Genomic DNA, 26,521 nt, shown 5'->3' on the forward strand with positions numbered 1-26,521 from the left:
TTTTCATTAAAAATGGCTTCGATTCCCATGGATGGGGGGAAACCTATTGGGTGAAGAATGGAGAAATTATAGCGACATTGAAAAAATATGATGCTGGAAATAGGAAAGAATTAATAGCCAATCATCTCTTGCTTTGAGATGAACATCATCACTACTGAATTTATTGGTCAGCTAAAGCAAGCCATCAGCTGGACAAGTTTGTTGTCGGCGGGATTTGATGTCAGGAAAGGGAATTTGGGAACCGTCTTCAGGCAGACCAACCCGGTTATAATGGACAACCTGTAACAAAGGGAGAAAGAAGTATAGCCTGGAATGGGAAAGCCAGTTTCAATGAGGTAATAAAAGGCAAGAAAAATGCAATATTTGCCTTTATGTTTAAAAATTATACTAAGGAGGCTGCTGGAATAGGGGTAACTATCAATTATTTCTTAAAAAATAAGGATAAGGACGGAAATTGGATAAGGAATGAAGCAATGTGGACAAAAGATAAAAAGGGGAATTGGCAAGCTATTCCATCAAAAAAAGAGGATAAATTGGATTTTATGTTAAGATGTTTCTTGATAATTATTGTAATATCTGCAAGCTATTTTATTGCAGGCTGTAACGCTGTTTATAAGGCGGGTAACCTTGTAGATTTAGATTATCCTATTCAGACGTCGTTGAGCTCAGAGCTAATCATGCAATATTTAGATACGTTAATTCAAGAAAGAGGGTATGCAGTACCTGCAAAATGGGAGTATTATAATAAACTAGTAGATCTTGATAGCATTTATAACAAAAGGATATATTTCAAACAAGGGCCAGAAGAAATGTATCTGGTATCTTTTGGGGGCATGCTTGCATTGAGTGATGTCTATAATCCTACGCTTCGAGAAAATGGATATGTTGCCCAGAGAAGTCTTATGTCGCCAGAAGAAGAACTGCGAGTGAAAAATAGGCTTGAACAGGAGATTTTAGATACTATTGAAGCAATGGCAAAGCGCGATGGTTTACCGGATTCTCTTATTTATGTACGACAGACAAAATAGATGAAGTAGCCCCTCATTCTGATAGTTAATATCAATCCAACATATTTTTCTGAAAGAAATCTTTAAACTTAGAAGTGCATCTCCCCTACATTTATACTTCTAGGAACGTTTGTACTAGTAGAAACTTTTGTACATTTAAAATCTGAAACGGCAAGTCCTGAGCTGCTACCGTCAAGCCCGTGGGAAACTCCAACAGAACAAGATAATCCGCATGTATTACAAAGAATACACCGTCCCTGAACAATTAAAGAAATACATCAAGTGTTTTTGGACGCTTGAGCGGAACTATGGAGAAAACCCTTACACATACGAACATCTATGGGCCAACATAAATACTGAACTCATTTTTACTTCCGGTAGTCCTTTCTGTTTAGTAAAAAGCGAAAATGAACAACAGCAGCTACCAGACAGCTTCCTGATATTCCCATTTGATAGAGAGTTGTTGCTGACTTCGGCAGGCGTAACACAATTAGTTGCTGTTCGTTTTCAACCGTGGGCGGTTCATAAGTTTATGAACAAACCCATCAATGCTTTTATCAACAAAATAACGAATGCCGAAATCATTTTGGGCAATGGTGAAATATTTTTGCAGCAATTAAAGGGCGCCCCAAAAGAAGAACAGGTGGGCATTATCAGTCAATACTTTCTTTCCAGAATGAAGGGAATCGAAGGAAAAGAAATATTTTCCCAATCTATTGCCGAAGAGATAATTAAAAAACAAGGAGTTGTTGGAATCAGGGAGTTATCCGAAGTATTTGGCATTAATCCCAGAAAGATGGAACGGGATTTCATGAATGAAATAGGCATTTCTGCCAAACTATTTTCCAGAATTGTGCGCTTTAGCAATGCAAGGGTATTGCTGGCAAGAAACCCAAACAGCCCTTTGGCAATGATAGCATACGAAGTTGGCTATGCAGACCAGGCACACTTCAGCAAAGATTTTAAAGAATTTTTCGGCATAACACCGGCAAATTTCAGAAAGCAATTGATCAGCTTTATTAAATACAGGAAAAATAATGAAAGTGATGTCGTTTTCTTACAAGATATTCCATGAAGGACAGGTTAACTTTGCTTTAAAAATTATTGAATATGATTACGAAAATAGGAACGGTGGCCATTTATGTGGAAGATCAAAACAAAGCCCTTACTTTTTGGACAGAGAAAGTAGGCTTTGAGCTTCGCAATAACTTTGATATGGGCGAGGGCATGACCTGGATGGAAGTCGCCCCGGCAAATGCAGAAAGCTGCCTTGTAATTTATCCCAGGCAGTTGATGACAGCATATGCAGAACGTAAACCTTCTATTGTATTCATCTGTGACAATATCGATAAATTTTGTAGCACACTTAAGGGGAATGGGGTAAAGTTCTCTAAAGAACTTTCTGAAATGCAGTGGGGAAAATTTGCTTCTTTTTTAGACGAAGATGGAAACGAATTTGGACTAAAGGGTTAAATTCATTTTTTTATGGAGAATGAGCAATTAATAGATACTTTTCTTTCTGGATTCCCACAAACTGTTGCTGAAAACAGTTTATTACTTAGAGACGTGCTTTTGAAACGCTTACCTGAGATACAGGTACAGCTTGACATTCCTGCTAAAATGATGGCATTTAGCTACGGCAAACGGTATACCGATATGGTATGCACTTTAATCCCTTCTCAAAAAGAAGTTAAACTTGGCTTTTATAAAGGGGTTGACTTGCCTGACCCTGAAAAATTATTGAAAGGGGCGGGAAAATTGTCAAGGTATGTGCAAATAAAAAAGCAGGAAGACATATACGCTGATGCGTTAGCGATGCTTATTAAAGAAGCATTTAAAGCATATAAGAAAAGGGTAGACCTATAACTAAATAGAGAATTAAAGGAAAAAAATCCTTTAAAATGGAGTCGGAGCAGTTTGATATGTTTTATCCGGAATTCCAGATGAAACTTATCATGTCTCATCCCGAATTTCAGATGAACTTATCATGTCTGATCAATCATTATCTAGTGCGGATCGCTTTTTCTTTATGAAATGAATGAAGGATTACGCAAATAGGATGCGTTCCTTGCACTTAATTTCACTTTACATTAAACAACAACGAGAGATTTTACACGAAAGTGTTATTGAAGTTGTTGATTTGTAGATATACCTTGCAGCCGCTCTTTTCTGAGAAGTTTGTAGCGACTTATATTGTATCAGTTTGATTGTGGCAATAATAGTTGTTGCTTTCTTTGTTTAACCATAATAGTAACATGAAAAGTTAATTGATTTTTGTTTAGGTACAGTACCATGAAATATGCTTTGTTAGTCCTTATTCTCGTTTTTGTCAGTAGATTTTCTATCAAATTTAATTAGCCTTTTGAGCGCTCCAAATAGTTTTGTAGAAAATGAGCCCGCGCTTTAGAGTCATAAGCGGGGTTGAAATTGACGTAGTAGCAGTGGATAGGTACCGTTTATTCTATAAATAGGAATTTCTTTATTAAAATAATTTATACGCTCAGTAATGTGTTTAAAACCCTATGTAATGAAGTTTTGTAGCTTGTTTTGCTTGTTTGTACATCGCATCTGATTTAAACTGTTATAAAATCCCAAAAATGGAGACAAACATCTATGAAACAAGTCATTTTTAGAAGCGTCATTTTACAGGAAAACTGATAATCGCATGCAAAATTTATCCCGGCCCCTTCAACTCCTGCTATATATAATACTGTTGCCTTCACTAACGGTGGCGCAACAGGTATCTAAAGCACCAGATGTTAATAATCCGATACTAAGAACAGCCATCATTGACTCCCTTAACGCACGGGCAATTGGGAAGTCCATTGGCATCCGGCCACCCGTTTCACAAATGAACGGATTACACGGTTTGAATGAAGCCGCGCAATCACAATTCTATCAACATGTAAGTCAGGTGCACGGCGCTAAAGAATTACAGCGTCTTCAAAAAGGCTACGCGCTGCTAAAGGATACCGGACGGATTACCAATTACCTGAACGCCAAAATGAGGGGGTTTTATGCGCTGAAAAATGATCTCAATGCCAGGTCTGTCATGCAGAAAGGCGCCTGGGATAATCATGTGAAAGAGATCAGTGCAGGTGCTTTTACTGATAATGCCCCAGGAGCAACAGCTCCGGCCGGGTTTCTTGTTAACCTGGAAGATAATGTGGTAGTTGGTAATATTCCTGTGAATGTCCATTTTACTAATTTATCGGGATTTAGTACGCCTGACCGTAATTTCCTTGATCAGCAACTGAAACAGTTTTCATTCGACAAGGATGCCTATATGCAACGGATGAATGCTTACGTGGAAAAAAGCTATAACCTCAACAAATATTTTCTGGGAGATATAGATGTGACATCTGCACTGAAGTCCTTTACATCGCAACGTATTGCTACGATTCAGTCAGATATGGAGCAAATGGTGGATGCGCAAAAAGCCGCTGCGTTTAAGAATCTTGTGTCAGCAGAACAACTCGTATACCTGGATAGCAGCCAGATTACCCATTTGCTACTGGATAACARAGTATTGCAACTGAATGCAGAAGAATTGAACGGAAAAATACCTGATACGACTTTAATGGCCACTGATGCGCATGGAAGAACTATCCTTGCTGCAAGACATTACCTGGAAAGTGTCAGGAGTCTTAAAACCAATATAAATGACGGATTAGCCGCAAAAGAAACATTTACCGCCCAACACAAAATCACGGGATCACTGAACGGGCGCCTACAGGATGTTGAAACACAGAAGCGGAATATCAAGAACCTGTTGCCACTGAATTTTCTTCAAAAAATATTGCTGCAGGCAAAAAGTCTTGATATAGGTAATATCGCTGCTTCCGGTAGCAAAGGAGGGGTGCAGGATTTGTTTATGTCTGGTGCACAGGGATCGTTTTTTAACAATAATAAATTCTTAATGCTGGGAGCAGGTACTAAAAGCAGTGGCGGGGACATAAAAGACCTGAACTTCACCTCTTCACTTGATCCCGGGGCCTATTCGATGCAATTTGTTCAAATGGGAGCCGGCGATATCAATAACGAGCATAGTCACGTTGCCATGGTAAATGCCAATACAAAAAATCAGGCATTACGACAGTTTAATACACAAAGCCTGGCAAGAAATATTTTTGTAGGGGCCTTTTCTGAACAAATTGACCTGGGAGAATATGGGAATGTGAAGTTTGAACTCTCCAAATCTAATACCCAATTCAATAATTCAGCGACTGGAAATAGTTACGCATTATCCTCCAAAACGGCCGCTTTTACTTTGCTGAATGATTTCTGGGAAACCCTTTCTGTAGGACTCGATTACAGTGGAGAAGTACGTGTTGCCAATATGACACAACGTGCCTATGTCAGCTATTCCGGGTTAGGGTACAGCAATCCGGCATCTGCCAGCGCAAGCCGGGGAACTATTCGCTATGGCGGAAACCTGAAGAGATCATGGAATAAGCGCAGGATTACTGTAGGACTCAGGATGGATATGAGAGATATGAATACCTCACCGCTTACGAATAGCAAATACAGAAATCGCCAATATAGTATTGACACCCGTATTAAAATAAAGAAGAATTTTTCATTGATTGGTCAGATTGAACAGTCGATGATGAAACGTATCTCCGAAAAATTAACCGAAACAGGTTACCTGAACCGGCAGATAAAAGTAGGCTCACAGCTCAGTGGCAAATTGTTTTCCCTGTCTCAGAATAATAATTTCAGCTTTAGTCTGCAACAAATGGAAATGGCTCCGCTGAAGAGTATGTTGGTGAATTTTAACCTCAACCACAGTATCCTGGTAAATACACATATACTCACCGTCAGCCTTTTCTATAATAAGGATCTGAAAGATCAGGCCCTCTATGGTAATCTGCTGACAGCGGAAACCGGATGGAGTTATCAGCTGGGTAAAATGTTGTCCTGTAGTAGCGGAATTACCTATCTCGATAATAAAGATGTAGTCCGGCAATTAGGTATCAGGCAAACGGTAAGTACCGTGTTACTAAGCCGGTTGAATGTAAACCTGTATGCTGATGCCAGGAAACAACTCCTGAATACCGCCCGGAATTACCTTTTTGGAAATTTCAGCACACAACTTTCTTTAAACTATCAATTGAACAAGTAGTATATGCGGAACTTAATATGCTGGTCCATCTTCGTGCTATTATTTTCAATTCAGCACTCCTTCGCACAGGTAGCGTTTACGTTTCTGCCGGAAGTACATGGGCGTACACTGGATGGATTATTTCAGGTAAGACTGGCTAACAGCAGTGGGCAGAAATCGCTGGTAAGATTGCAGGTAACAGTAACTGCTCAACAGGTGGGGCAGATCGTCACCATCAAGACAAAACCTTTTGAATTACAGGCGGGTATTAATCCATTGCCAGCCGGATTAATGGGTGGTGCCAGCATTGTTTTTGGCAGTAATAAACTGGCCGACATATGCCGTCAATCCGGGTTTTTTACAGAGGGTGACTATGAATATTGTTTCGAATTGGTGGATGAAGGGGGGCATACCGGAGAACCCGTATCTCAGCAATGCTTTGATTATTATCTCCAGCCTTTTTCCCCATTGATGCTTTCTGCGCCGGCTGATGAAGATGCGATATGTGATAAGCGACCAACCTTTTACTGGCAGCCGATGTTGCCTGCTATACCAGGCATGCAGTATCGCCTGATATTGACATTACTAAAACCGGGACAGGCGAAGGTGGAGGCATTGCGTTATAATATGCCGTTGATTAACCAGCAATATATACAGATGCCCATGCTGTTTTTCCCGCCGGCTACCCGCGAGCTAACAGAAGGACAGGAATATATATGGCAGGTAACTGCGTATCGGAATGATATGATACTGGCTAATTCTGAGATGTGGACTTTCAAAGTAAAATGTACAGATAGCGTTGCCAGTAAGGTGCCGGAAAGCTTTAGAGACATTGAGGATCTGGTAAAAGGAAATTTCTATGTGGCCCGTGGGCAGTTGTTATTCGCCGTGAAGAACATCTACGATAAAGCAAAACTGGAGTATCGTATTTCCTGTATCACTAAACCTGAGCAGGTAGTTAAAAAACTGCCGGTGGTATCGCTCGACAGAGGTATTAATCACGTTACTATCGACCTGTCCGATAACAGCACATTCACCGATGGATATTACTACCTGTTGGAAGTGAAACTTCCTGATGGCGAAACAAAACAATTAAGGTTTCTTTTTAAAAATGATACCGAATAAAATCATGAAGCACTTTTTAATATTGAACGCTTGCTGTTTACTATTGCTGGCTTGCAATAATAACAGGGAGCAGGTGAAAAATCTCATGCAGGATGCACAGAGTCGACTTGTGCAGGATAAACAGATAGGAGATACCAAAGTAAGACTTACTTATCTGCCATTGGGTTGGGAAAAGCAGGCAGGTCTGCATGAAGAAGAAGATGCTACAGAGATGGCTTTCCGGGTAAATGTGAATGGAAGTAAACAAGTGACGGTGAATGAAAAACTGGCTTCGTACGGCGTAGATACACTGTTCCAGCTCATCTTAAACCGCGATACACTTGCTCCTGTATCCGCTGAACGTATTGCTAACGGCAATCTTTCAGGAATTACGTACCTGGTCATTTTTGAGCGCAAACCCATGCTGCCGGTACAACAGGCCATGTTTGTGTTTAAAGATTGGTTGTTTACCAATACCCGATTGGTATTTCCGCTGGAGAAAAAATATATCCTTATTGCTGATTCTTTAAGCCACAGGCTATGATTATAAAGAGTATAAAGATTAAGAAAACACTGGCATTTTTCTTTTTGTCACTGCTGACTTTGGAGAACCTGATACCTCTCCAAACGCTGGCCCTTACCTCAGGTCCGTCACAGCCAGAACATAAGCAGTTCGCGGCCTACGGGACCAATGATATGGTGGATCTGTTTTCAGGGGGATTTAAATACAATATTCCGTTAATGGATATTGATGGATACCCTGTTAATATTAACTATGCTTCCGGTGTTGGTATTGATGATGAGGCCAGTTGGGTAGGACTGGGATGGAATTTAAATGTAGGCGCTGTCAACCGGCAGTTAAGAGGTGTTCCCGATGATTTTTCAGGTGATATTATTAAAACGAAACACTCGGTAGCCAACAGGTATGTATATGGCGGAACAGGAAAAGTACGGTTGGAGTTGAAAGGTCTGGATGTGGCGAAAGTATCGGGAGAGATTTCCGTAGGTGTATTCAGCGATAGTTACACCGGGATGGGGGCTGAGTTTGGGGTGAATGCAGGATTATCTCTGGGATTAGTGAATAGTGGCTTTTTGACCGCAGGATTGAATGCCGGATTTAATTCCAATACCAATAGTGGCGTAACGGCAACAGGCGGTGTGAGTTTCGGCACTTCTGCTGCAATTTCCACTGGCGTCTCGGCTAACCTGAGCTATAATACCAGGGAAGGACTCAAGGAACTGACCCTGTCTAATTCCTTTGGGGTAGAGAAATTACAATTTGAATCTGGCCGGAGCTATATCTATAATACACCACCGTTCAGTCCTAAGATTAACTTTGGAAATAAATTATCCAGCCAATCCTATTCCCTGACGGTGGGAGGAACAGGGTTTACAATATTTGGTGGTGCGGGATTGACCGGGTATATGAGCAAGCAAAGTGTGCTTAATGATACACATACGAATGCGGAGTATGGTTATTTGTATGCAAATCGTGGCACCAATGTAAAAGAGTCTGTCATGGATTTTATGCGGGAGAAAGATAATCCCGTTATACCCAATCTGCCCAATATAGCAGTACCGGTATCTACTCCTGACGTATTTTCATATACCAATCAGATGGGTAGTGGGCAGTTCAGGTTGCAGAGAGGAAATACCGCTGTGGTATTTGATCCGAATGCAGAAGATCAGTCAGAAAACTTTTCTATTGGAGCTGATTACGGTTTTGGGGCTTATTTCCATGGGGGAGTACAGTTGTATAATCAGAATATTAATAACACCACCAGGAAGTGGCAGCGAAATAATGCTTTCTTATCTGTGGCAGATTATAAAGGAGATACCACCAAGGTACAGGAAGAGCAGGCATATTTTAAAATGATGAGTGAACAAACCGCGGATGATGCTGCCTATGTAAACAAGATACAGGGAGAAAAAATGGTGGCGGTGTCATTGTCTGATAGAACAGCATTGGCGCAGTTACAGGACGACAAGGGGAACAGCTATATTCCATCGGGTACTTATAAAAAGAACGGACGTCAGATGAGGGTGTCACCGGTGAGTTATCTTACTGCTGAGGAAGCTTCGAAGATATCCTCCAAAGCCACCTATCCTTCTTATAAATTTTATGATTCAACTTTGAAAACACCGCCGGCATGTGGTCCGGAAGTGGCGCAGAACATCAGCAGAACATTGAATAAAAAAGGATATCATCTTTCTGAAATAACAGTAACAGAAAGCGATGGCAAAAGAGCGGTGTATGGTTTACCTGTTTATACCATTCGCCAGGATGAATATACTTTTGCGGTGAAGCCTGCCTATAGAGACAGCGTAAAATATACGAAGGACAACCTGATCCAGATGGATCTTGACGCCAACGGAGAAATTATGCATAACTACGGTAAAGATCAATTTTACCAGCATGAAACACAACCAGGATACGCTTCTTCATTTTTGCTTACCTCCATATTGAGCCCGGATTATGTGGATCTGACTAACAACGGTATCACAGACGATGATCTAGGTACCGCCGTGAAGTTCAACTACTCAAAAGTAAATGCCAATTTTTCCTGGCGTTCGCCATTGCAGGAAGGTAAAGCGATGTATAACCGGGGGCTGAATGCCGACGGAGACGATGATAAAGGAAATGTGGTTTATGGAGAAAAGGAACTATGGTACCTGAACTCAATAGAAACGAAAACCAAGATTGCTTATTTTATTACAGAAGACCGGGAAGATGCTTTGGGTGTAAACGATATGTATGGGAAAATAAATAAAAATGTGAAGCAAAGAAGGTTGAAGGAAATAAGACTGTATTCCAAAAGTGATTTATCGCAGCCGATTAAAACGACCTTTTTTGAATATGATTATACACTTTGTCCCGGAGTGCCCAACAGCGTTAATGGCGGTGGTAAATTAACCCTGAAGAAGATCTACTCTACTTATGGTGCTTCGCGAAAAGGCACACATCATCCCTACACTTTCGAATATGCCAACAATCAGGCATATGCTTTAATGTCATCGGATCGGTGGGGGAGTTTTAAGCCTGTAACGGCTAACGCCACCGGTGGATTCGGAAGCATGAAAAATGACGAATTTCCTTATACCATCCAAGACGCCGCATCTGCAAATAGTAACGCAAAAAAATGGAACCTCACTAAAGTAACGTTGCCAACAGGAGGGGAAATAAATGTGGAGTACGAGGCAGGCGACTATGCCTATGTGCAGGATAGGAAAGCGATGCAAATGGTCGGTATTAAAGCCATGATAAAAGACAGTACAGGTACCACGACGGGGAACCTGAGAGATGCGCACGGCATTAAAATAGTAGCGCCAGGTCCATTGAGAGGCGCGGATGATCCCAATATACTCAGGAATTTTGTTACGGATTATCTGAATGGCAGAAACGATTTCTATGTGAAAATGAATGTAAATGTGACGGATGATACCGGCAATAATGCCGACAGCACTTTTGATAACATATCCTGTTATGCAGAAGTGGTGAAAGTGAAGAATAATAATGACGGTACCTATAATATTATTTTTAAGGATGTATCGGAAGGGGGTGTTACTGCTAATCCTTTTATTATGGCTGCCTGGCAGAAAATGAGACTGGAATACCCTAAATATGCATATCCCGGATATGAAGACAGGATACAGAGTGAAACCGGGATTGAAAGGGCATTGACGGCAATTGTCAATGCCATCGGGAACCTGAGTGAGCTAAGAAAGAATTTCAATGAGCGGGCCCGTGACAGTGATTTCGGAATCAATTTTAATCTGAATAAGAGCTTTGCCCGGGTTGTCAAAGGAGATGGAATAAAGATAGGAGGTCCGGCGAGGGTCAGAAAGATCCGGATGACGGATAGCTGGGATATTATGAGCAATAATACTGCTCCTGTTGCCGGATATGGTCAACAATACGAATATCGTATCGACAACGGAGGGCAAATGATCAGTAGCGGAGTCGCCTCGTATGAACCCTCTATTGGTGCAGATGAAAACCCCATGCGCATGCCGGTCCCTTACAGCCAGGAATCAAGAGGTACATTGACGAATTATTTTTATCTCGAAGAACCATTTGGGGAAAGTTTGTTCCCGGCTCCACAGGTAGGATATAGCAATGTGATTGTCAGAGACCTGGATGCATCCGGGAATGCAGATCCGGTAAAAACAACTGGATGGCTGCAGCATGAGTTTTACACTGCGAAGGATTACCCGGTAATTGTAGCATCACAGGCGCGGCCGGATGTGCGCCAGAGAGGTCCTTCTGGTTGGGCTACTTTCTCTGGTGGCAGCCAGGTATATGAACTGGCTATGTCTCAGGGGTATGTGATCTGGTTAAATGATATGCATGGTAAGCCTAAAGCAGAAAGAGTCTTTAACCAGAGTGGTGCGGAGATATCTTCCTCAGTTTATTACTATAAATCAGATCCGCTGGATGCAGGTAAGCGTAAGCTGAATAACACCGTTACCACAGTAGATGAAAAGGGAAATATCAACCCGGCAGAAGTGTTGGGCAGGGAAATAGAAATGGTGACAGATATGCGGGAGCAGGAAAGTAAAAATATGGGAACTACCGTACAATTGGGAGTAGACGTAATTCCATTTTTCGCCTGGGCGCTTCCTATTCCGCATTGGCCGCGAAAAGATAATGATAACTATAGACTGTTCCGTTCTGCTTCGGTGCTTAAAACAGTACAGCAAACGGGCATAATTGACAAGGTGGTAAAAACAATAAATGGCTCAACCGTTACCTCTTCCACAATGGTGTTTGATCGTAATACAGGACAGGCAGTGGTTACCCGGACCAACAACGAATTTAATGATCCGGTATATTCCGTAAACCTGCCGGCTTATTGGAGGTACGGACAGATGGCAGGCGCCTACAAAAATGTAAATACCGTAATAAATAATTTTACTACGGACAATAATGGACTGATTGATCCCAGGTATGCGGCGCTGTTGACTGGTGGAGATGAAATAATAGATCTGAAGATTGCCAATACAAGATATTGGGTAATTAATTCTCCAACAGCCAGTGATCCGGTAAATAGACTACGGTTGACGGATGATGGTGGTAGCCTCATCAAAAATTTAAGTAGCCAGGTAAAAATATCACGTTCCGGATTCAGAAACCAATTAGGGGCAACCATAGGTACTATAGTATGTATGAAGAATCCGATAGCAGGCAACACGTTGGGTGTTTTTTCTTCGGCAGACGCTACTTCATATAAAGTATTGGATGCTAAAGTGGTATTGTATGAAGAAGAATGGGGGGCGAAGATTTGCTATAGCTGCCCTCCCGGATATGTAGTGAGCGCAGATGGCAGCCGATGTGACCTTTTACCTATAGAGAATCCAAATGATACACTGAAATTGGCAAAGGGAGTATTGGACGCAGGGTACAGCAAGAATGGGACAGATTTTAAATTAGCTAATAATTCGACAGTTAACAGGAAAAGTGATTTTTGGGGTGGAAATTGCGGCACTGCCAGTTTTTCATTTCTAGCTGCCGCAGCAAGACTGGGTATGTGCGGACCACTGAACAGGAGTGGGATATGGTTAGATAAGGCAGAAAATGTCATATTTAATACCTGGATGGGGCTGGAAACCTGTTTTAATGTGCCTGCTGCCGGAACATATGGAATTGGCTTTGGTGTAGATGATTTATGCAGGGTATATATAGACGATGTAGTGGTAGTCAGTATACCGGATAGTGCTCCTTATGGTTATAATTTATATAATTGGGCAGTAGTGCCTATGGGGCTCACAGCAGGCAAGCACCGGTTAAGACTGGAGTTCTTTAACAAGTCTTTTCCTGAAATTCCAAATATAACTAATCATGGATCTGTGGGAGTGGAAATATACCGTTACTCACCGGATGTATTGTATAACATGGACCTGAGCCAGGTGGATGAGCGGATTATTCTATTTTCAACGAAGAACCTTTTGACTCCGGGAACGAAGGCGAATACCTATATACTGGATGGAAATAACCGGAGGATATCCAGATATGGATGTATGTCAGGCACTTTACCAGGCATCTGTGATTCTCCATACGTATGTGATTCAAGATCCGCATTGATCGTTAATCCATACCTGGCAGGCGTTTTAGGAAACTGGCGTGTGTCAGAAGAAAAGGCCTATGAAGTAAACAGGGTTGATCAGCAGATTTTTTCAAAGAAAAATACGGGTTTGGATCTTCGCAACAGCGGTTATTTAAGCGCATTTAAGTCGTATTGGTATTTTGATGCCACTGGTGTAAAAGGAGAGCCGGCATCAACACCCAACACTAATTGGGTGACCAGCCGGTACGTAACCCTGTATGATAAATATGGGCAGGAGCAGGAAAATAAAGATGCCTTACTCCGATATAGCAGTGCGGCTTTTGGTTACAGAGGGGCCGTTCCGGTGGCTGTAGCGGCTAATGCTATGAGAAGAGAGATCTATTTTGATGGTTTTGAAGATTATAAATTTAATGGTATCTGCGGCGCATTTTCCTGTAGTGCAGATAGTTTTGATATTCATTCCTTACTGGGAAGTAATTATCAAACATATATTAAGTCGGATGATGCACATACCGGCAATTATTCCCTTAAGCTAACAAAAGCCATTGAGTTGACAACGAATGTACATTCACTGGAGCATCTGGCCGGAGACGGCGCCTACCTCGGTAAGGATGCATTTGGTCAATACATACGTAAGCTCGCCAAAGGCATTTACCCCAATGGTTTTGAGCCTCAACCCTCAAGGACTTACATTTTCTCGGCCTGGGTGAAAGATGGCAGTAACGGAAACAGCCTGCCTGGAATTAGTTTGTCAGCCAATAACGTGAATGTGGTATTAACGCGGAAAGCCACCGTAGAAGGCTGGAAGCTGGTAGAAGGAGAAATTAATATCCCCGCTGGTACGACTACCCTCCAACTGAAGATTCCTGCATCTTCCTCTGCCGCTATTGACGATATACGCATATTTCCAAACTATGCTACTATTAAAACATATGCATATGATGAAAAGACGCTGCGGTTAATGGCAGAAATGGATGAGAATAATTTTGCTACATTTTATGAATACGATGAAGAAGGAACACTGGCAAGGGTGAAGAAAGAAACCGATCGTGGAGTAATGACCCTGAAAGAAAGCCGTTCTGTATATCGCAAATTATAAATAATTAAACTGATTGAATCTCTTGCTATGAAGAAGATTACATTTTCATTAAAAATATTGATCCCGATCCTGATACTTACCGGTGTGGTGATGGCATTTGCTGGTGTGCCACATTGGATGTATCGCTCAAGGCCAATTCCTGTTGTAGCCCCGGCGGCAGATAAAGGAGTGGTGTATAAGCGGGAAGATGAGAATATGTTAAGAGAGTTAATGGGGGTATACGCACGGATAGATTCCTGTCACGAGTTATTTATGACAGGTTCCCTGGATGCACGTGATCCGGCAGATAGTTCATCAACACTTCACAGTCCGTTCCGGTTTTGCAGAAAAGGGAATGAACTGTATTACCAAACCGGAGATGTAGAGATGGTTGCGCTGGAGGATATATACATCACAGTTAGTAAGAGCACAAAGAAAATGTTTGTGGGGCCAGCCAGAACAATAATCTCTCCCTTCAAAATGGCGACAGATAGTATGGTGGATATCTGGAGAAATGACCATTATACCATCGATACCAAGGTCGTTCCGGAGCAAACAACTGTGCGGTTACTATGTCCGAATCACATTACCTGCAAAGAGTATCGTTATGATTATGATCCCGGTGCAAGGGTATTAAGGGGGGTATATATGAGACTCACCAATCTTAACGATCCATTGAATACTGCCATGGATAAAGAAGTCAAAATGTCCGTAGACCTGTGGAAAGAGAAAGACATTCCGATGGCTTTACTCAGAACAGGAACTTACCTGGTGAAGGGGACTTCAGGTTGGAAGCCGGCTGCTGCTTATGCAGACTATACCCTGATCAGTTTATTCTAGTGTTAATCCCGTTTAATGCCTGTAAAATATGGCTTTTATAAAGCGATTTATTAAATTATCCGCGATCATATCCATCGCATTACTGTTGTTGTTGGCAGCTATGGGTAAGACCATGGCTGCGATAGAGCCCTATCAGCAAAAGATAGAAGGCAAGCTGAAGAAGGGTGATACCTTGCTGGTGAAGGATGAAAAGTTTCAGAATCCGGCCTATGATTGGAACGTTATCCGCAATAATAGTGTGTATAATGTGATCACCTTCCGTATGAATACGGATGCGCTGACAGGTATTAATAAACCTTTTTCCTGTAAGGCGGATCTGAAAGTAGAATACTGGAGTCAGCCCGGACAGGATCTTCCGATCACGATAGAACATGTAAAGCTGGATATTAACTATGATACCACGGCGGGTGCCGTGTATCAGCTGGCGGCGCAGTATGAGTTCAAGGATGCCTACAGAATAAAGATCTCTGTAAATGATATCAGCAGCAGTGAATTACCGGACCTGCCGGCAGCATTCACGCTGGAGGCAAAGGTGATTGTCGATCGGGATTATCTCCCGTCTGGAGATCAAACCCTGATACCGTCTGTAAATATCAATACAGAGGAAGCAAATGGGGGCGGTGGTATATCAGCGAGGGCAGCTATCATTGCAACGCCTAACGCGGTATCAGTTAATTGGGATGTTATACCCGGCGCGCAAAAGTATGACCTGGAGTGGACATTTATAGATGATGAATCAGCCAATGGTGATATACTGGCGCAGGCAGGAACAGGTGCTTCTGCCACCGTACTGGCGCCGATGTTTCGTAATAATGCCACCCGTATTACGGTGGAAGCAAACAGTTATGTTATTTCGTTGGTACATAACACCAAATATTTACTGATACGTATGCGTACAGTAGATGAAAGTAATGGTTACCGCAACGAAGGTAGCTGGAGTTACCAGATTAAATCGGATGGTGTTACCGTACCAGCAGTAGTAGTGCTTAGTAATGGCTGGCATCAGCCAGGACTTAACTGGCAATACAATGCCAGTTATGCGGAAGAGGGAAAGAAAAAAGAAGTGGTGAGCTACTTTGATGGTACCCTGCGTAACAGGCAAACGGTTACTGTTAATAACAGTGATATGGTATCCGTAGTGCAGGAAAATGTGTACGATCAGTTTGGACGACCAGTCGCCAATATATTACCTGCTCCTGCTGGTTCGGGAGTATTAACTTATTACCCTGCTTTTAGCAGAAATGCCACAGGAAATGCTTATACCTATAACAATATATTTAAAGGACTAACAGGTGCCTGTATTGGATTACCTGACCCCTTAAAAACAGATACCGGAGCGGCTAAATATTATTCTRCCCAAAACCGTTTTCTCAGCAGCGATCCTTATAATAAATACATTCCTGATGCGGAAGGTTTTCCTTTCGCTGTTACTTCCTATACCCCGGATAATACGGGTAGGGTAGCTGTGAAAGGGGGCGTAGGAGCTGCTTTTCAGCCTAATGCGTCTACCTCGCTTAATCATACATCCAGGTATTACTACGGGAAACCGGAGCAATGGGAACTGGACCGTTTGTTTGGAAATGATGCCGGATTTGCAGATCACTATCTGAAGAATATGGTGATAGATCCCAATGGACAGATCAGTATTTCCTACCAGAATTCCGCCGGTAAAACAGTGGCAACGGCCCTTTCCGGTAATCCTCCGGACACATCGCTGCTGGCTTTATCTTCTAAGCCGGCTGCAGTAAGGAAGAGTATCGTTTTATTACAACCGGAAAGATTTGTATTTGATCCCTCTACCCTGAAATTAACTGCTACCACCACTTACCTGGCATCTGCCCCGGATCCTGCGGCTTCTTTTAGTTTTAGTATGGAGAAGTTGATTAAAAAGTATGTGCAGAATGGGGTTACTATTTGCAGTAATTGTTATTACGAGATGAAGATCAGTGTGAGTGATGATTGTAATAATAAGATACTGACGCTCAATAATGTAAAAACGGGCAGTGATTTATCCGATTGCAATAAAACGGGAACTTACGATACCTCATTTACCGCATCATTCAGCCGGATAGGAGAATACTATATTACATTTGAATTGGCGCTTAATCCGCGTGTGATAGAAGCATATACGAATGATTTCATTACCCGGAATACCAACCTGAAAACGCAGTTCCAGTTTGTAATGGAACAGGTGAAGAAAGAAGATTTTTCGGGATGTTTTTCAGAGTGTACTACCTGTAAAGATGCGTTGGGTGCGAAGCCTGATTTTATGCTTGGGTTGAAAAAGCGGATGTTCCAGAATGGAGTGGATACAGTTGTTAACCTGGCTGCTATTAATACATGGGCAGGAGGATTGTACGATGCGTTGTACAGTAATTGCCAGTCATTACGCACTACCTGTTTATCGTCGCCCTGTGATCAGTTGAGAAGGATGATGGCGCAGGATGTTAGCCCGGGTGGACAGTATGCTTTATTCGATAATGCAGGTTACCCGCTGGAGGCCGGCATCAATGTCCTCAATCAACATTGGCGTGATTCATTCCCGGTAAAACTGCCGGGAGATGCCATGTATGAAGCCGGCAAATTTCAACTGGATGACGGTACCTATATGTCTCCATACGATCAGTCTTTCACTTTACAGATGTTGGTGAAATACTGGCAGCCGGATTGGGGCGACAAGTTTGTACCATTTCACCCGGAATATTGTGCGCTGAAGTTTTGTAATGATCATGCCAACTATAAAGCATGGGATCAGCGGTTAGAGCAGATCTATACGACTACTGCAGATATCCCGCTGATTAAGGCAGGGATGGCATATAGTACTACCAATGGCTCCTGGCTGTTGGCAGCGGATCCATTTTTTGCGAGTGGAGGCAAAGGGGCGGCTTATAATGCAGCTTTCAAAGCAGACCTCGATAATTATTCATCAGCCATTTTGCGCGTAACGGATGCCCGGTTCAATAATAAAAGCCTTTCGCAGTATGTGGATTACCTGTTGTATTGCGCGGATTCTACCGGCAGCACCAACACTGGCAGCAATGTGGATGGTAATTTAAGATGGAATCAGTGTACTCCGGATGCTAATTGTCGTATTCCTGATCGGCAATGGCAGTTGTATGCAAATCTCTACCTGGAAGTAAAAGAGAAGTATTACCAGAAATTGAGGGATACACCTATCTATTGTAAAGGCGCTTGCGTTATAGGTGTAGCACCGGTAATAGACCCTCAGAATCAACCAAAGAAGCCAGAACCTTATCGTACCTGTAATGATTTTGATGAATCGATGTTCGGAGTTTTCCTTGGTGATCGGGAAATCCTGGTTGGCGGTCCTCCTTTTCCTATACCAGAAGGAATCAACATTCGTATCGCATTTTCGGCAAACGTAGGCATAAGAGGTGTGGCCATCTTTGATGCCTTCTCCGGTAACGAGACACAATCGTTTCCAATTCGGGCAAACCCGACGGGACCAATTAACTCCACTTATTCATGTTCTGGCACACCAACAAATCCACCAAGCCCCTGCGCTATTGAATATTGGGACAAAAAATCCCGTATCAATAATTACAATTATAACGAACCCGTTTCTGCAGATACAGCAAAACGTTTGTCGGCTGCCAGAGATTCATTGGCAGTGCAGATACAGCGTTCCTGTAGCGTCACTATTGACAACTGGTTGAATAAGCTGTCCGGATGTCCCCAATATAATGCGCTCAGTCCGGCTACTAAACAAACTTTCCGTACCCGTCTCACCGAAATATGCTCCCTGGGTGGAGATATGGATCATATATATGGTTCCAGTACAACATTGGGCGGAAAGACAAATACTGACGGAGATGCTTCTTTTGAACAGGTATTGAAACGTTATCTCTCGGTAACTTCATTTAACATGCTATGTAGTCCATGGCTGATGGATGTACCTTATCCGGCAAATGTAAAGGCGCAAACAGYTACCAGAACCATCAGTGCAACAGATGCTGCTATCTGCACCAAATTGAATGCTTTAAAACAGGAGCAGCAAACAACACAGCCAGGTGTCACCTTCTACAATTTCCTGTTATCAAAGTATGGTAAGGGGATGACAATTACCTCCGCTGAATTGGATGCACTTGTTAAAGGATGTAATAACTGTCGTTATCTGGTTGACCGCGATATTAAATTGCCTGTGTTCCTGGATGGTACGGCGAAAGGATGTATTACTGCCGCAGAGTTCTGGACTGCCAGGAATGATTTCAAGGTAGCGATGGGTAATACGGTAGATTCTCTACACAGTAATTATAAAAATGTTTATCGTAATTATCTCAATCAAAAGTGGGGTTTTACGCTGAGCTTTTCTGACTATGATAATTATAGAAAGCTTTTGCAAACCAGTGCTGCTGAAACCCTGTGTAACAGCCCTGTTTACAGCACCGTGAAAAGTGATCCCTATAACTGTATGTATACGCTCATAGATGGCGCTATTACAGGTGCCAACAGGGCATATACTATTTACATAGATTCGGTAAAACAGGATTTCCGTAAGCAGTATGTAAATATTTGCAGTGGTGTTCGTTCGAAAGTGAACCTGACCACCTCTCAGCAAATATATCATTATACCCTTTACTACTACGATCAGGCAGGTAGCCTGTTGCGTACAGTTCCTCCCGAAGGAGTAGATCTGATTGAAGATACCTCGTTGCTGTCTCAGATTGAGGAGGCTCGTCGTGGCGACTATAGTCAGTGCAACTATGGCGGTCCCCAGAATAATACGAATGTTGATACTACACTTAGCCGGCTGGGTACAGCGCTTACAGGCGCTAATCAGTCTGTAGAAATGTGGTTGTATAATCCTGATGGAGGTGGTGCCCAGGTGCTTACTCCCGCGGGAGGGAAGGCATATTTAAATGTTTGTGTAGATGGGGATTATCTGCATGCAGACGTATATAAATTAAGCGCTACAGACCCGGGTGCTGCATTAATAGTAGCTTCTAATGCGATAGATGTAAACATCAGTGCATTAACGCCACTTAAGCAATGGACACATCTGGTTTTACAAGGGCCTGACCTTGATAGCAGCAGCGCTATCAGTGTATTTGTAAACGGCGTAAGTTGTCCTGCCGTTTCCAATGCTCCGGTGAGTGGCTGCGGCTGGGATATTACATCAGCAGGCAGTGGTAGCGCCATATTTGCCCAAAATCTTTCTTATCTGCGGCAATTAAGAATGTATAAGCGTTTGCTTACAACCGCTGAAATTGCGGCCAATGCTAAAGAAGTTTGCCTGGGATTGGCGGCTGCTTATGCAACAGGACTATTAAGAGATACGATCYCCTGGGGGCGGTTCAATACGCCGGTCGCCGGATCACCTACCACGGTGCCTGATGCAGGAACAACAGAAGGAGTGATGAGCAGTATTTACCCACGGCACCGGTTAACAACGGATTATGCGTATAATTCGCTGGGCCAGGTAGTACAACAGTATTCACCTGATGCCAACAACAGTTACTATTGTTATGATGCGAAAGGGCGTTTAGTGGCCTCCCGTAATGCCAATCAGGCCCTGGTGACAAATAAGTTTAGTTATACAAAATATGATGGTTTAAATCGCATTATAGAAGTAGGGGAGAAAGCAAATGCCCGAAATACTGGAATGTCTGGATTTGTGAAGGATTCCGATATAGCTCTATTCTATTCATCAGGCACTAATTCTCAGATCACGCGGACTTTCTATGATGTAGCCATATTGGATGGCGCGTTGTATCCACAGCAGAACCTCCGTAGCAGGGTAGCCGCCAGCGTTTACCTGGAGACAGAAGGAACCGTGGAACAAGGCAGTTATTATAGTTATGACGCCCTGGGTAATGTGAACACGATGTGGCAGAAACTATACGGTTTGTATGAAATGAAAAAGATCGATTATGGCTACGACCTGGTGAGTGGTAAAGTCAATGCGGTTCGTTATCAACAATCCAAGCCGGATCAGTTTATCTATAATTATAAATATGATGCAGAAAACAGGCTTGTAAAAGCTAAAAGCGGTATTGCTTACGTTGGAAATAACTGGGATATCACCACCCCTGTTACGGATGCCTATTATCGGTACTATAAGCATGGTCCGTTAGCACGCACCGTAATAGGAGAAAACAGCGTGCAGGGTATCGATTATGCCTATACGCTGCAGGGCTGGCTCAAAGCCATCAATGGAACCGGTCTTACCCCGGCTAATGATATCGGGCAGGATGCCTTGCCTGCTGCACCCACCGCTACGGTTGCCAAAGACGTAATGGCCTATACCCTTGATTATTTCACAGGGGATTACAAACCTATTGGAGGAGTTGGCGCAACAGCGTTAGGTATGAAGTATGTGGCTGGTACCACTGATATTACCGGTCAGGATTTGTTTAATGGAAATATCAGCAGGACGACAGTCGCGCTATCGAAATTCAACGCTGGCAACCCCATAGGTTATAGTTACCGTTACGATCAGTTGAATCGTTTAGTGCGTATGCGTCAGCACCAGCCAACTGCAGGCGCCACCACCTGGGGAGCAACGCAACGGGTAGAAGATTATAAAGAAGATATCAGCTATGATGGAAACGGTAACATCTTAGGTTACCTGAGAAATGGAACACGCGATAGCAGTCTCGCGATGGATTCTATGAGTTATTTCTATCCACGTGATACAGAGGGTAATCTTATCGCAAATACTCTTCGCTATATTCGCGATACAGTGAGAAATGCGGCATATCAATCTGACCTGGACAATATGGTGGTCGATAATTATACCTATGATAAAATCGGTAACCTGGTGAAAGACCTGGCCGCCGGAATCGGGAATATAAATTGGTCTGTTTATGGTAAAATAAAAAGTATTACTTTCAGTGACGGAAGTTCTTTGTCATATAAGTATGATGTTGCGGGTAACCGTATCTATAAGGAGTACCTCAAGTCAGGCGTCAGCTCCAAAACATGGTATCTCCGTGATGCTCAGGGAAATACGCTGGCTGTGTACGGGAACCGTAACGGTGATGCGCAAACGTACTGGAAAGAACAGCACCTGTATGGAAGTTCCCGCGTAGGTATGTGGCTGCCGGATATGCAGGTAACTGGCACCGTCGGTAACCCAACTACTTTGTGGAATCAGGCCAATCTCACACGTTACGAGCTGTCAAACCATCTTGGGAATGTGCTGGCGAGCGTTTCAAATCAGCAGGCAGGACAGAATGTTACTGTGTATAGTATGTCTGATTATGCACCGTTTGGGATGCAGATGATGGGGAGGAAGTGGAGTTTGAATCCAGGAGGTTATAGGTATGGGTTTAATGGGAAGGAGAATGATAACGAGGTGAAGGGAGAAGGGAATCAGATAGACTACGGAATGCGTGTGTATGATCCGAGGATAGGAAAGTTCTTATCTGTAGATCCAATTACGAAGCAGTATCCTCATTATACACCATATCAATTTGCGGGAAATACACCTATTCAAGCAATAGACCTAGATGGAGCAGAGGAATATCATTTTACATATATAAAGGATAAGGATGGTAATACACAGCTCCGTTATTTAGGTAAAAATGATATTGTTGATCGAGTTCTTGTTGGGTATAGGAGCTCTCATAGTACCTACAATGATGCGCCTGTTCCTGTGTATGAAAATCGCGTAAATGAACGTCAGCTATTTACAGTACATACTATCTATGATGAGCCAATAGATAGGTATGGTGGACTTGATGCCAAACAGCCCCAAGAATGGAAGAATTTTGATGTAAGGACGTTTTATAACTCTTTGGAAGACCTTTCGAGTGGAAAGAATGGGCATAGATCTTTGGCTGATATGCTGGGTATTAGTGTTGCTAAGTATAATGGCGCAATAGGGCCAGAGAATGCGGCTATGCCGGCTTTAGGTGCAGGTAATTCTCCACAGTTTATAAAAGAAATAGAATCATCAGCTATTAGATTTTCACAAACATCAGTTAATGGAGTAGAAGAAATAGCTGCGAGTATGAAAGTTAAGGGATGGAAGGGAGCGCCTATTGATGTGGTTCAAATGAGTGATGGTTTATTGACTTCTGTTGATAATACAAGAGTATTGGCAGCCCAACTATCAGGGACGAAAGTTCAAGCAGTTGTACATGCTTATGAAGAATTAATTCCTGCTTCTCAAGCAGGGAGATTTGTTCTCAAGAAAACGGGAGATGTCCCTAAGACCTGGGGGCAAGCTGTAGAGTATAGGGTTCAGAATCAAAGTGCAACATTTAGGACTAATACACCTAATGGGACCTATGTGCAACCTAAAGCCAAGCCAAGCACTAATTAACAAGTTAATAAGCTCTATAATACCCTTTTCATACAATACTTGCTGTATGAAAAGGGTATTATTATTTATTGGGAATCATGAACCCAAATGTATTCATTAAATATTCTTCAGAAGCTTTATAGTTCGAGAGTCGAATAATAATTTCTTCATCCCAGTCTATTAATGCCAATTTGTAAGTTGTGCCTAATATATGCAGTGCTGATAATATTTTTTCACAGTTTTGAGTTTGAATAAATAGTGGAGATAGACATAGCCATATATTAGTTACAATTTCTTTCTCAAAAGATGCAAAAATGCCGAGCCTCTCAAACCCAAAAGCGATAGTGTTTTCTTTAATTTGGATGTTGTTACCATATCCTGTACTTACTTTATTGAAATAGTTAATAGCGATAGGAGCTAGCCTCTCATAGAATTGATTAAAGAGAATTCTTGAGTCACTCAATTTGACCAGATGCTCATCTCTGGCAATAGCATTAGGAAAACCATATTCATTTTCATCTTTAGAAGGTAGGTTTTCTATGTCAATGATTGCTTTGAAATAATTCTGTTCTGGAACAAGTTCTATCTGTTTGTAATAATCTTCATGGAAGAATACTGTATCGGACATTTTGTATTATTTGTTTATGTAAGTTTGTTTTGTTTTAACATCCCTGATAAAAGCCGCTATGACGCGCATTAGTGCTGCTTTATCATCACCGGGTAACGTCTCAATCTCTTTGAAATATCTGATCACTTCCGCGTCATACAATGCGGCATTGGCTTTATCAGCAGTGCTGCCAAATAATAAATAATCAACGGAAGTATCGAGAGCCTCAGCAATCTTCTTTACTACTTCTGCAGGCGGTTGTGCGCCTTTAGTCTCGTAGCGTCCAATCTGGGCGTAAGAAATATCTACTTTATCAGCCAGTTCCGTCTGTGACCAGCCTTTAGCTTTACGTAGTTCAAGTATACGGCTACCGAGATTGTTTTTTTGAGACATAATTGCCTGTTTAGGTTGACAAAAATAGCTGATCTGTAGCAGTTTTGGTGTGCTTTTGATACTTGTATGGATCGATGTGCGAAAAATAAGTTTGTTTGTATGCTACATAAACGTTTATTTTGCTGCATAAATGTAGCAATTAAATATTCTCCACATGCAGACAAAAACAATACGCCGTTGTAAAGTTCATGGCCGGGCTCAGGAAGTAGATAAACTTTATCCCGATGGCCGTTCCGGTTATCGTTATGTAGCCTGGCTGCGGCTGGGTGGCTTATGGATGGAAAAGTGTGGTTTTAATGTAGGAGATCCGATTGAAGTAACTGTTGAGAATGGCGTAATGACTATTAAAAAGCTGGCAGATAATGGAGATAATGGAAATTAAACAGCAACTAACGTTGTCGGCTGTACTACAATACTACGGCTTAAAACCATATAAACACCTGCGGCTGCATTATCCGTTCCATGATGATAAAACACCGAACCTGCGGGTACATTATAAAACGCATACCTGTTTTGCTGCATAAATGTAGTAATTAAATATTTTTCCACAACCACAAAACAATACGCTGTTGTAAAGTTGATGGCTGTCCTTAGGAAGTAGGTAAACGGCTTAAGTCCGATGGAATATTAAACTCAAATCATTTAATTTAAACCCCGTTTTCTCTAAACTTTTAAGGCGCATTAGACTTGGACTTCATTCATAAACAAATGTATAGCGAGCTAATACCCTGAGCTCCCCAACAAACCACATTTGAGCTCCACAACAAAACCCCGCATCCAATTCCCACCGACCTTTGTCAAAGCAAAAAACAAAAAAACTATGACAAAGATTTSGTTTATCACAGGAAGTTCCCGGGGACTCGGACGTAGCCTCACACAGGCAGTATTGGCAAAAGGCGACCGTGTAGCGGCTACCGCCAGAAACCCCGAACAATTAAATGACCTCACCGCTACATACGGAGATCAGATCCTCCCTATACAACTGGATGTGACAGATAACGTGCAGATACAGGCGGCGGTAGCAAAAGCCATCACGCATTTCGGCAGGATAGATGTACTCGTTAATAACGCCGGCTTCGGCATCACGGGTGCTGCGGAAGCGTATACGGAAGAACAGGTCCGCAGTCAACTGGAGACAAACCTCTATGCGCCGATAGCGATTACCCGTGCGGTATTACCTTACATGCGTCAACAGCGTTCCGGCCGTATCCTGCAAATCAGTTCTATAGGCGGACGGGTAGGCAATTTGGGTTTAACGATGTACCAGGCGGCTAAGTTTGGTCTGAGCGGCTTTACGGAAGCATTGGCAAAAGAAGTAGCGCCGTTGGGCATATTCGTTACGTCCGTGGAACCGGGTGGTTTCCGTACCGACTGGGGTGGTACTTCTATGACCTATGCACCCAAAATAGAAGGATATGAATCTACGGTGGATTGGGTGATTAACTTCCTGAGAAAGGGGGACTATGTGCCGGTAGGAGATCCCGATAAGGCAGCGAAGGTGATGGTGGAGTTGGTTGATCATCCGGCGCCTCCGGTACACCTGTTATTAGGTAGTGAGGCCGCAGGTATTTTGAAACAGGCGGATGCAGCGCGGACGGCAGAATTTGAAGAATGGCTACCGGTAACTATTTCCACGGATCATGATGACGCAGTGAATTTCCTGGAGACAGAATTAGGCCGGACAATTACCGCGAAACGCTAACTTTAAACAATCGGACATTGGTTGGCAGCGTATATACAGGAAGAATAGGTGAAGCCGAAAACAATTATATTGTAGTCATATGTCGAAGCAAATAGTTTACTCCTGTTATGTCAACAGGACCAGGGAGGGAGAGCAGTTTGTGCCCGTACATGTGTTCACTTACCAGATCTCCGGGTCGCTCATTTTCAATGACGGCAAGGATGCGCATGTCTGTAATGAAGGAGCATTCAGATTTATCCGCCGCAATAACCTGATTAAGTTCCTGAAGCAACCACCGGAAAACGGTGAGTTCAAAACCATCTCCGTTTATCTGGAGGAGGAAACCCTCCGGGACTTCAGCATGGAATATGGC

At 42.6% G+C, this 26,521-nt stretch carries 16 protein-coding genes and 1 pseudogene; 15 read left to right on the plus strand and 2 right to left on the minus strand.

Annotation, left to right across the window (positions count from 1 at the left end):
- Positions 1 to 138: 138 nt before the first annotated feature.
- From AC1DP6_RS27845 to AC1DP6_RS27895, 11 genes are all read left to right on the plus strand, one after another.
- Positions 139 to 285, plus strand: coding sequence for a hypothetical protein (locus AC1DP6_RS27845; RefSeq protein ID WP_477057797.1), 147 nt, complete (start codon positions 139 to 141; stop codon positions 283 to 285).
- Between the two features lie 86 nt (positions 286 to 371).
- Positions 372 to 1,028 carry a hypothetical protein gene (locus AC1DP6_RS27850; protein ID WP_477057798.1) on the plus strand — a complete coding sequence of 219 codons (657 nt, stop codon included), beginning with the start codon at positions 372 to 374 and terminating at the stop codon, positions 1,026 to 1,028.
- Between the two features lie 211 nt (positions 1,029 to 1,239).
- Positions 1,240 to 2,082 (plus strand): helix-turn-helix domain-containing protein, encoded by an 843-nt coding sequence (locus tag AC1DP6_RS27855; RefSeq protein ID WP_477057799.1) that lies wholly within the window; start codon positions 1,240 to 1,242, stop codon positions 2,080 to 2,082.
- A gap of 35 nt (positions 2,083 to 2,117) precedes the next feature.
- Positions 2,118 to 2,480: a VOC family protein gene (locus AC1DP6_RS27860; protein WP_477057800.1), complete on the plus strand. Its 363-nt coding sequence runs from the start codon at positions 2,118 to 2,120 to the stop codon at positions 2,478 to 2,480.
- A gap of 12 nt (positions 2,481 to 2,492) precedes the next feature.
- A complete protein-coding gene (locus AC1DP6_RS27865; RefSeq protein WP_477057801.1) occupies positions 2,493 to 2,873 on the plus strand; it encodes a DUF1801 domain-containing protein in 381 nt (126 codons plus the stop codon).
- A 799-nt stretch (positions 2,874 to 3,672) separates the two neighbouring features.
- Complete coding sequence (locus tag AC1DP6_RS27870; protein ID WP_477057802.1) at positions 3,673 to 6,132, plus strand: hypothetical protein; 2,460 nt, start codon at positions 3,673 to 3,675, stop codon at positions 6,130 to 6,132.
- A 33-nt stretch (positions 6,133 to 6,165) separates the two neighbouring features.
- Positions 6,166 to 7,236, plus strand: coding sequence for a hypothetical protein (locus AC1DP6_RS27875; protein ID WP_477057803.1), 1,071 nt, complete (start codon positions 6,166 to 6,168; stop codon positions 7,234 to 7,236).
- A 4-nt stretch (positions 7,237 to 7,240) separates the two neighbouring features.
- Positions 7,241 to 7,759 (plus strand): hypothetical protein, encoded by a 519-nt coding sequence (locus tag AC1DP6_RS27880; protein WP_477057804.1) that lies wholly within the window; start codon positions 7,241 to 7,243, stop codon positions 7,757 to 7,759.
- Positions 7,756 to 14,379, plus strand: coding sequence for a hypothetical protein (locus AC1DP6_RS27885; RefSeq protein WP_477057805.1), 6,624 nt, complete (start codon positions 7,756 to 7,758; stop codon positions 14,377 to 14,379). Before AC1DP6_RS27880 ends, AC1DP6_RS27885 begins: the two co-directional genes overlap by 4 nt.
- Positions 14,380 to 14,406: 27 nt before the next feature.
- Positions 14,407 to 15,198 (plus strand): hypothetical protein, encoded by a 792-nt coding sequence (locus AC1DP6_RS27890; RefSeq protein ID WP_477057806.1) that lies wholly within the window; start codon positions 14,407 to 14,409, stop codon positions 15,196 to 15,198.
- A gap of 28 nt (positions 15,199 to 15,226) precedes the next feature.
- Complete coding sequence (locus AC1DP6_RS27895) at positions 15,227 to 23,488, plus strand: RHS repeat-associated core domain-containing protein (RefSeq protein ID WP_477057807.1); 8,262 nt, start codon at positions 15,227 to 15,229, stop codon at positions 23,486 to 23,488.
- A 61-nt stretch (positions 23,489 to 23,549) separates the two neighbouring features.
- Here AC1DP6_RS27895 and AC1DP6_RS27900 read toward each other — a convergent pair whose 3' ends face one another.
- Together AC1DP6_RS27900 and AC1DP6_RS27905 are read right to left on the minus strand one after the other, a co-directional pair.
- Entirely contained in the window at positions 23,550 to 24,095 is a 546-nt protein-coding gene (locus AC1DP6_RS27900) for a hypothetical protein (protein WP_477057808.1), read from the minus strand.
- A 6-nt stretch (positions 24,096 to 24,101) separates the two neighbouring features.
- Entirely contained in the window at positions 24,102 to 24,467 is a 366-nt protein-coding gene (locus tag AC1DP6_RS27905; RefSeq protein WP_477057809.1) for a helix-turn-helix domain-containing protein, read from the minus strand.
- Positions 24,468 to 24,621: 154 nt separating this feature from the next.
- Here AC1DP6_RS27905 and AC1DP6_RS27910 point away from each other — a divergent pair, with 154 nt between their 5' ends.
- From AC1DP6_RS27910 to AC1DP6_RS27925, 4 genes and pseudogenes are all read left to right on the plus strand, one after another.
- Positions 24,622 to 24,849, plus strand: coding sequence for a SymE family type I addiction module toxin (locus AC1DP6_RS27910; RefSeq protein ID WP_477057810.1), 228 nt, complete (start codon positions 24,622 to 24,624; stop codon positions 24,847 to 24,849).
- Positions 24,839 to 24,991: a hypothetical protein gene (locus tag AC1DP6_RS27915; RefSeq protein WP_477057811.1), complete on the plus strand. Its 153-nt coding sequence runs from the start codon at positions 24,839 to 24,841 to the stop codon at positions 24,989 to 24,991. Before AC1DP6_RS27910 ends, AC1DP6_RS27915 begins: the two co-directional genes overlap by 11 nt.
- Before the next feature lie 296 nt (positions 24,992 to 25,287).
- Complete coding sequence (locus AC1DP6_RS27920) at positions 25,288 to 26,169, plus strand: oxidoreductase (protein WP_477057812.1); 882 nt, start codon at positions 25,288 to 25,290, stop codon at positions 26,167 to 26,169.
- Positions 26,170 to 26,248: 79 nt separating this feature from the next.
- Positions 26,249 to 26,521: pseudogene (locus AC1DP6_RS27925) on the plus strand (AraC family transcriptional regulator); the annotation flags it as partial.

It is taken from the genome of Chitinophaga sp. 01L420 (genome assembly GCF_056399985.1).

Coding starts and splice junctions, on each gene's coding strand:
- AC1DP6_RS27915 (WP_477057811.1), top strand. CDS start 24,839: ATGGAAATTAAACAGCAACTAACGTTGTCGGCTGTACTACAATACTAC.
- AC1DP6_RS27850 (WP_477057798.1), top strand. CDS start 372: ATGTTTAAAAATTATACTAAGGAGGCTGCTGGAATAGGGGTAACTATC.
- AC1DP6_RS27880 (WP_477057804.1), top strand. CDS start 7,241: ATGAAGCACTTTTTAATATTGAACGCTTGCTGTTTACTATTGCTGGCT.
- AC1DP6_RS27845 (WP_477057797.1), top strand. CDS start 139: ATGAACATCATCACTACTGAATTTATTGGTCAGCTAAAGCAAGCCATC.
- AC1DP6_RS27860 (WP_477057800.1), top strand. CDS start 2,118: ATGATTACGAAAATAGGAACGGTGGCCATTTATGTGGAAGATCAAAAC.
- AC1DP6_RS27900 (WP_477057808.1), bottom strand. CDS start 24,095: ATGTCCGATACAGTATTCTTCCATGAAGATTATTACAAACAGATAGAA.
- AC1DP6_RS27890 (WP_477057806.1), top strand. CDS start 14,407: ATGAAGAAGATTACATTTTCATTAAAAATATTGATCCCGATCCTGATA.
- AC1DP6_RS27905 (WP_477057809.1), bottom strand. CDS start 24,467: ATGTCTCAAAAAAACAATCTCGGTAGCCGTATACTTGAACTACGTAAA.
- AC1DP6_RS27865 (WP_477057801.1), top strand. CDS start 2,493: ATGGAGAATGAGCAATTAATAGATACTTTTCTTTCTGGATTCCCACAA.
- AC1DP6_RS27885 (WP_477057805.1), top strand. CDS start 7,756: ATGATTATAAAGAGTATAAAGATTAAGAAAACACTGGCATTTTTCTTT.
- AC1DP6_RS27910 (WP_477057810.1), top strand. CDS start 24,622: ATGCAGACAAAAACAATACGCCGTTGTAAAGTTCATGGCCGGGCTCAG.
- AC1DP6_RS27855 (WP_477057799.1), top strand. CDS start 1,240: ATGTATTACAAAGAATACACCGTCCCTGAACAATTAAAGAAATACATC.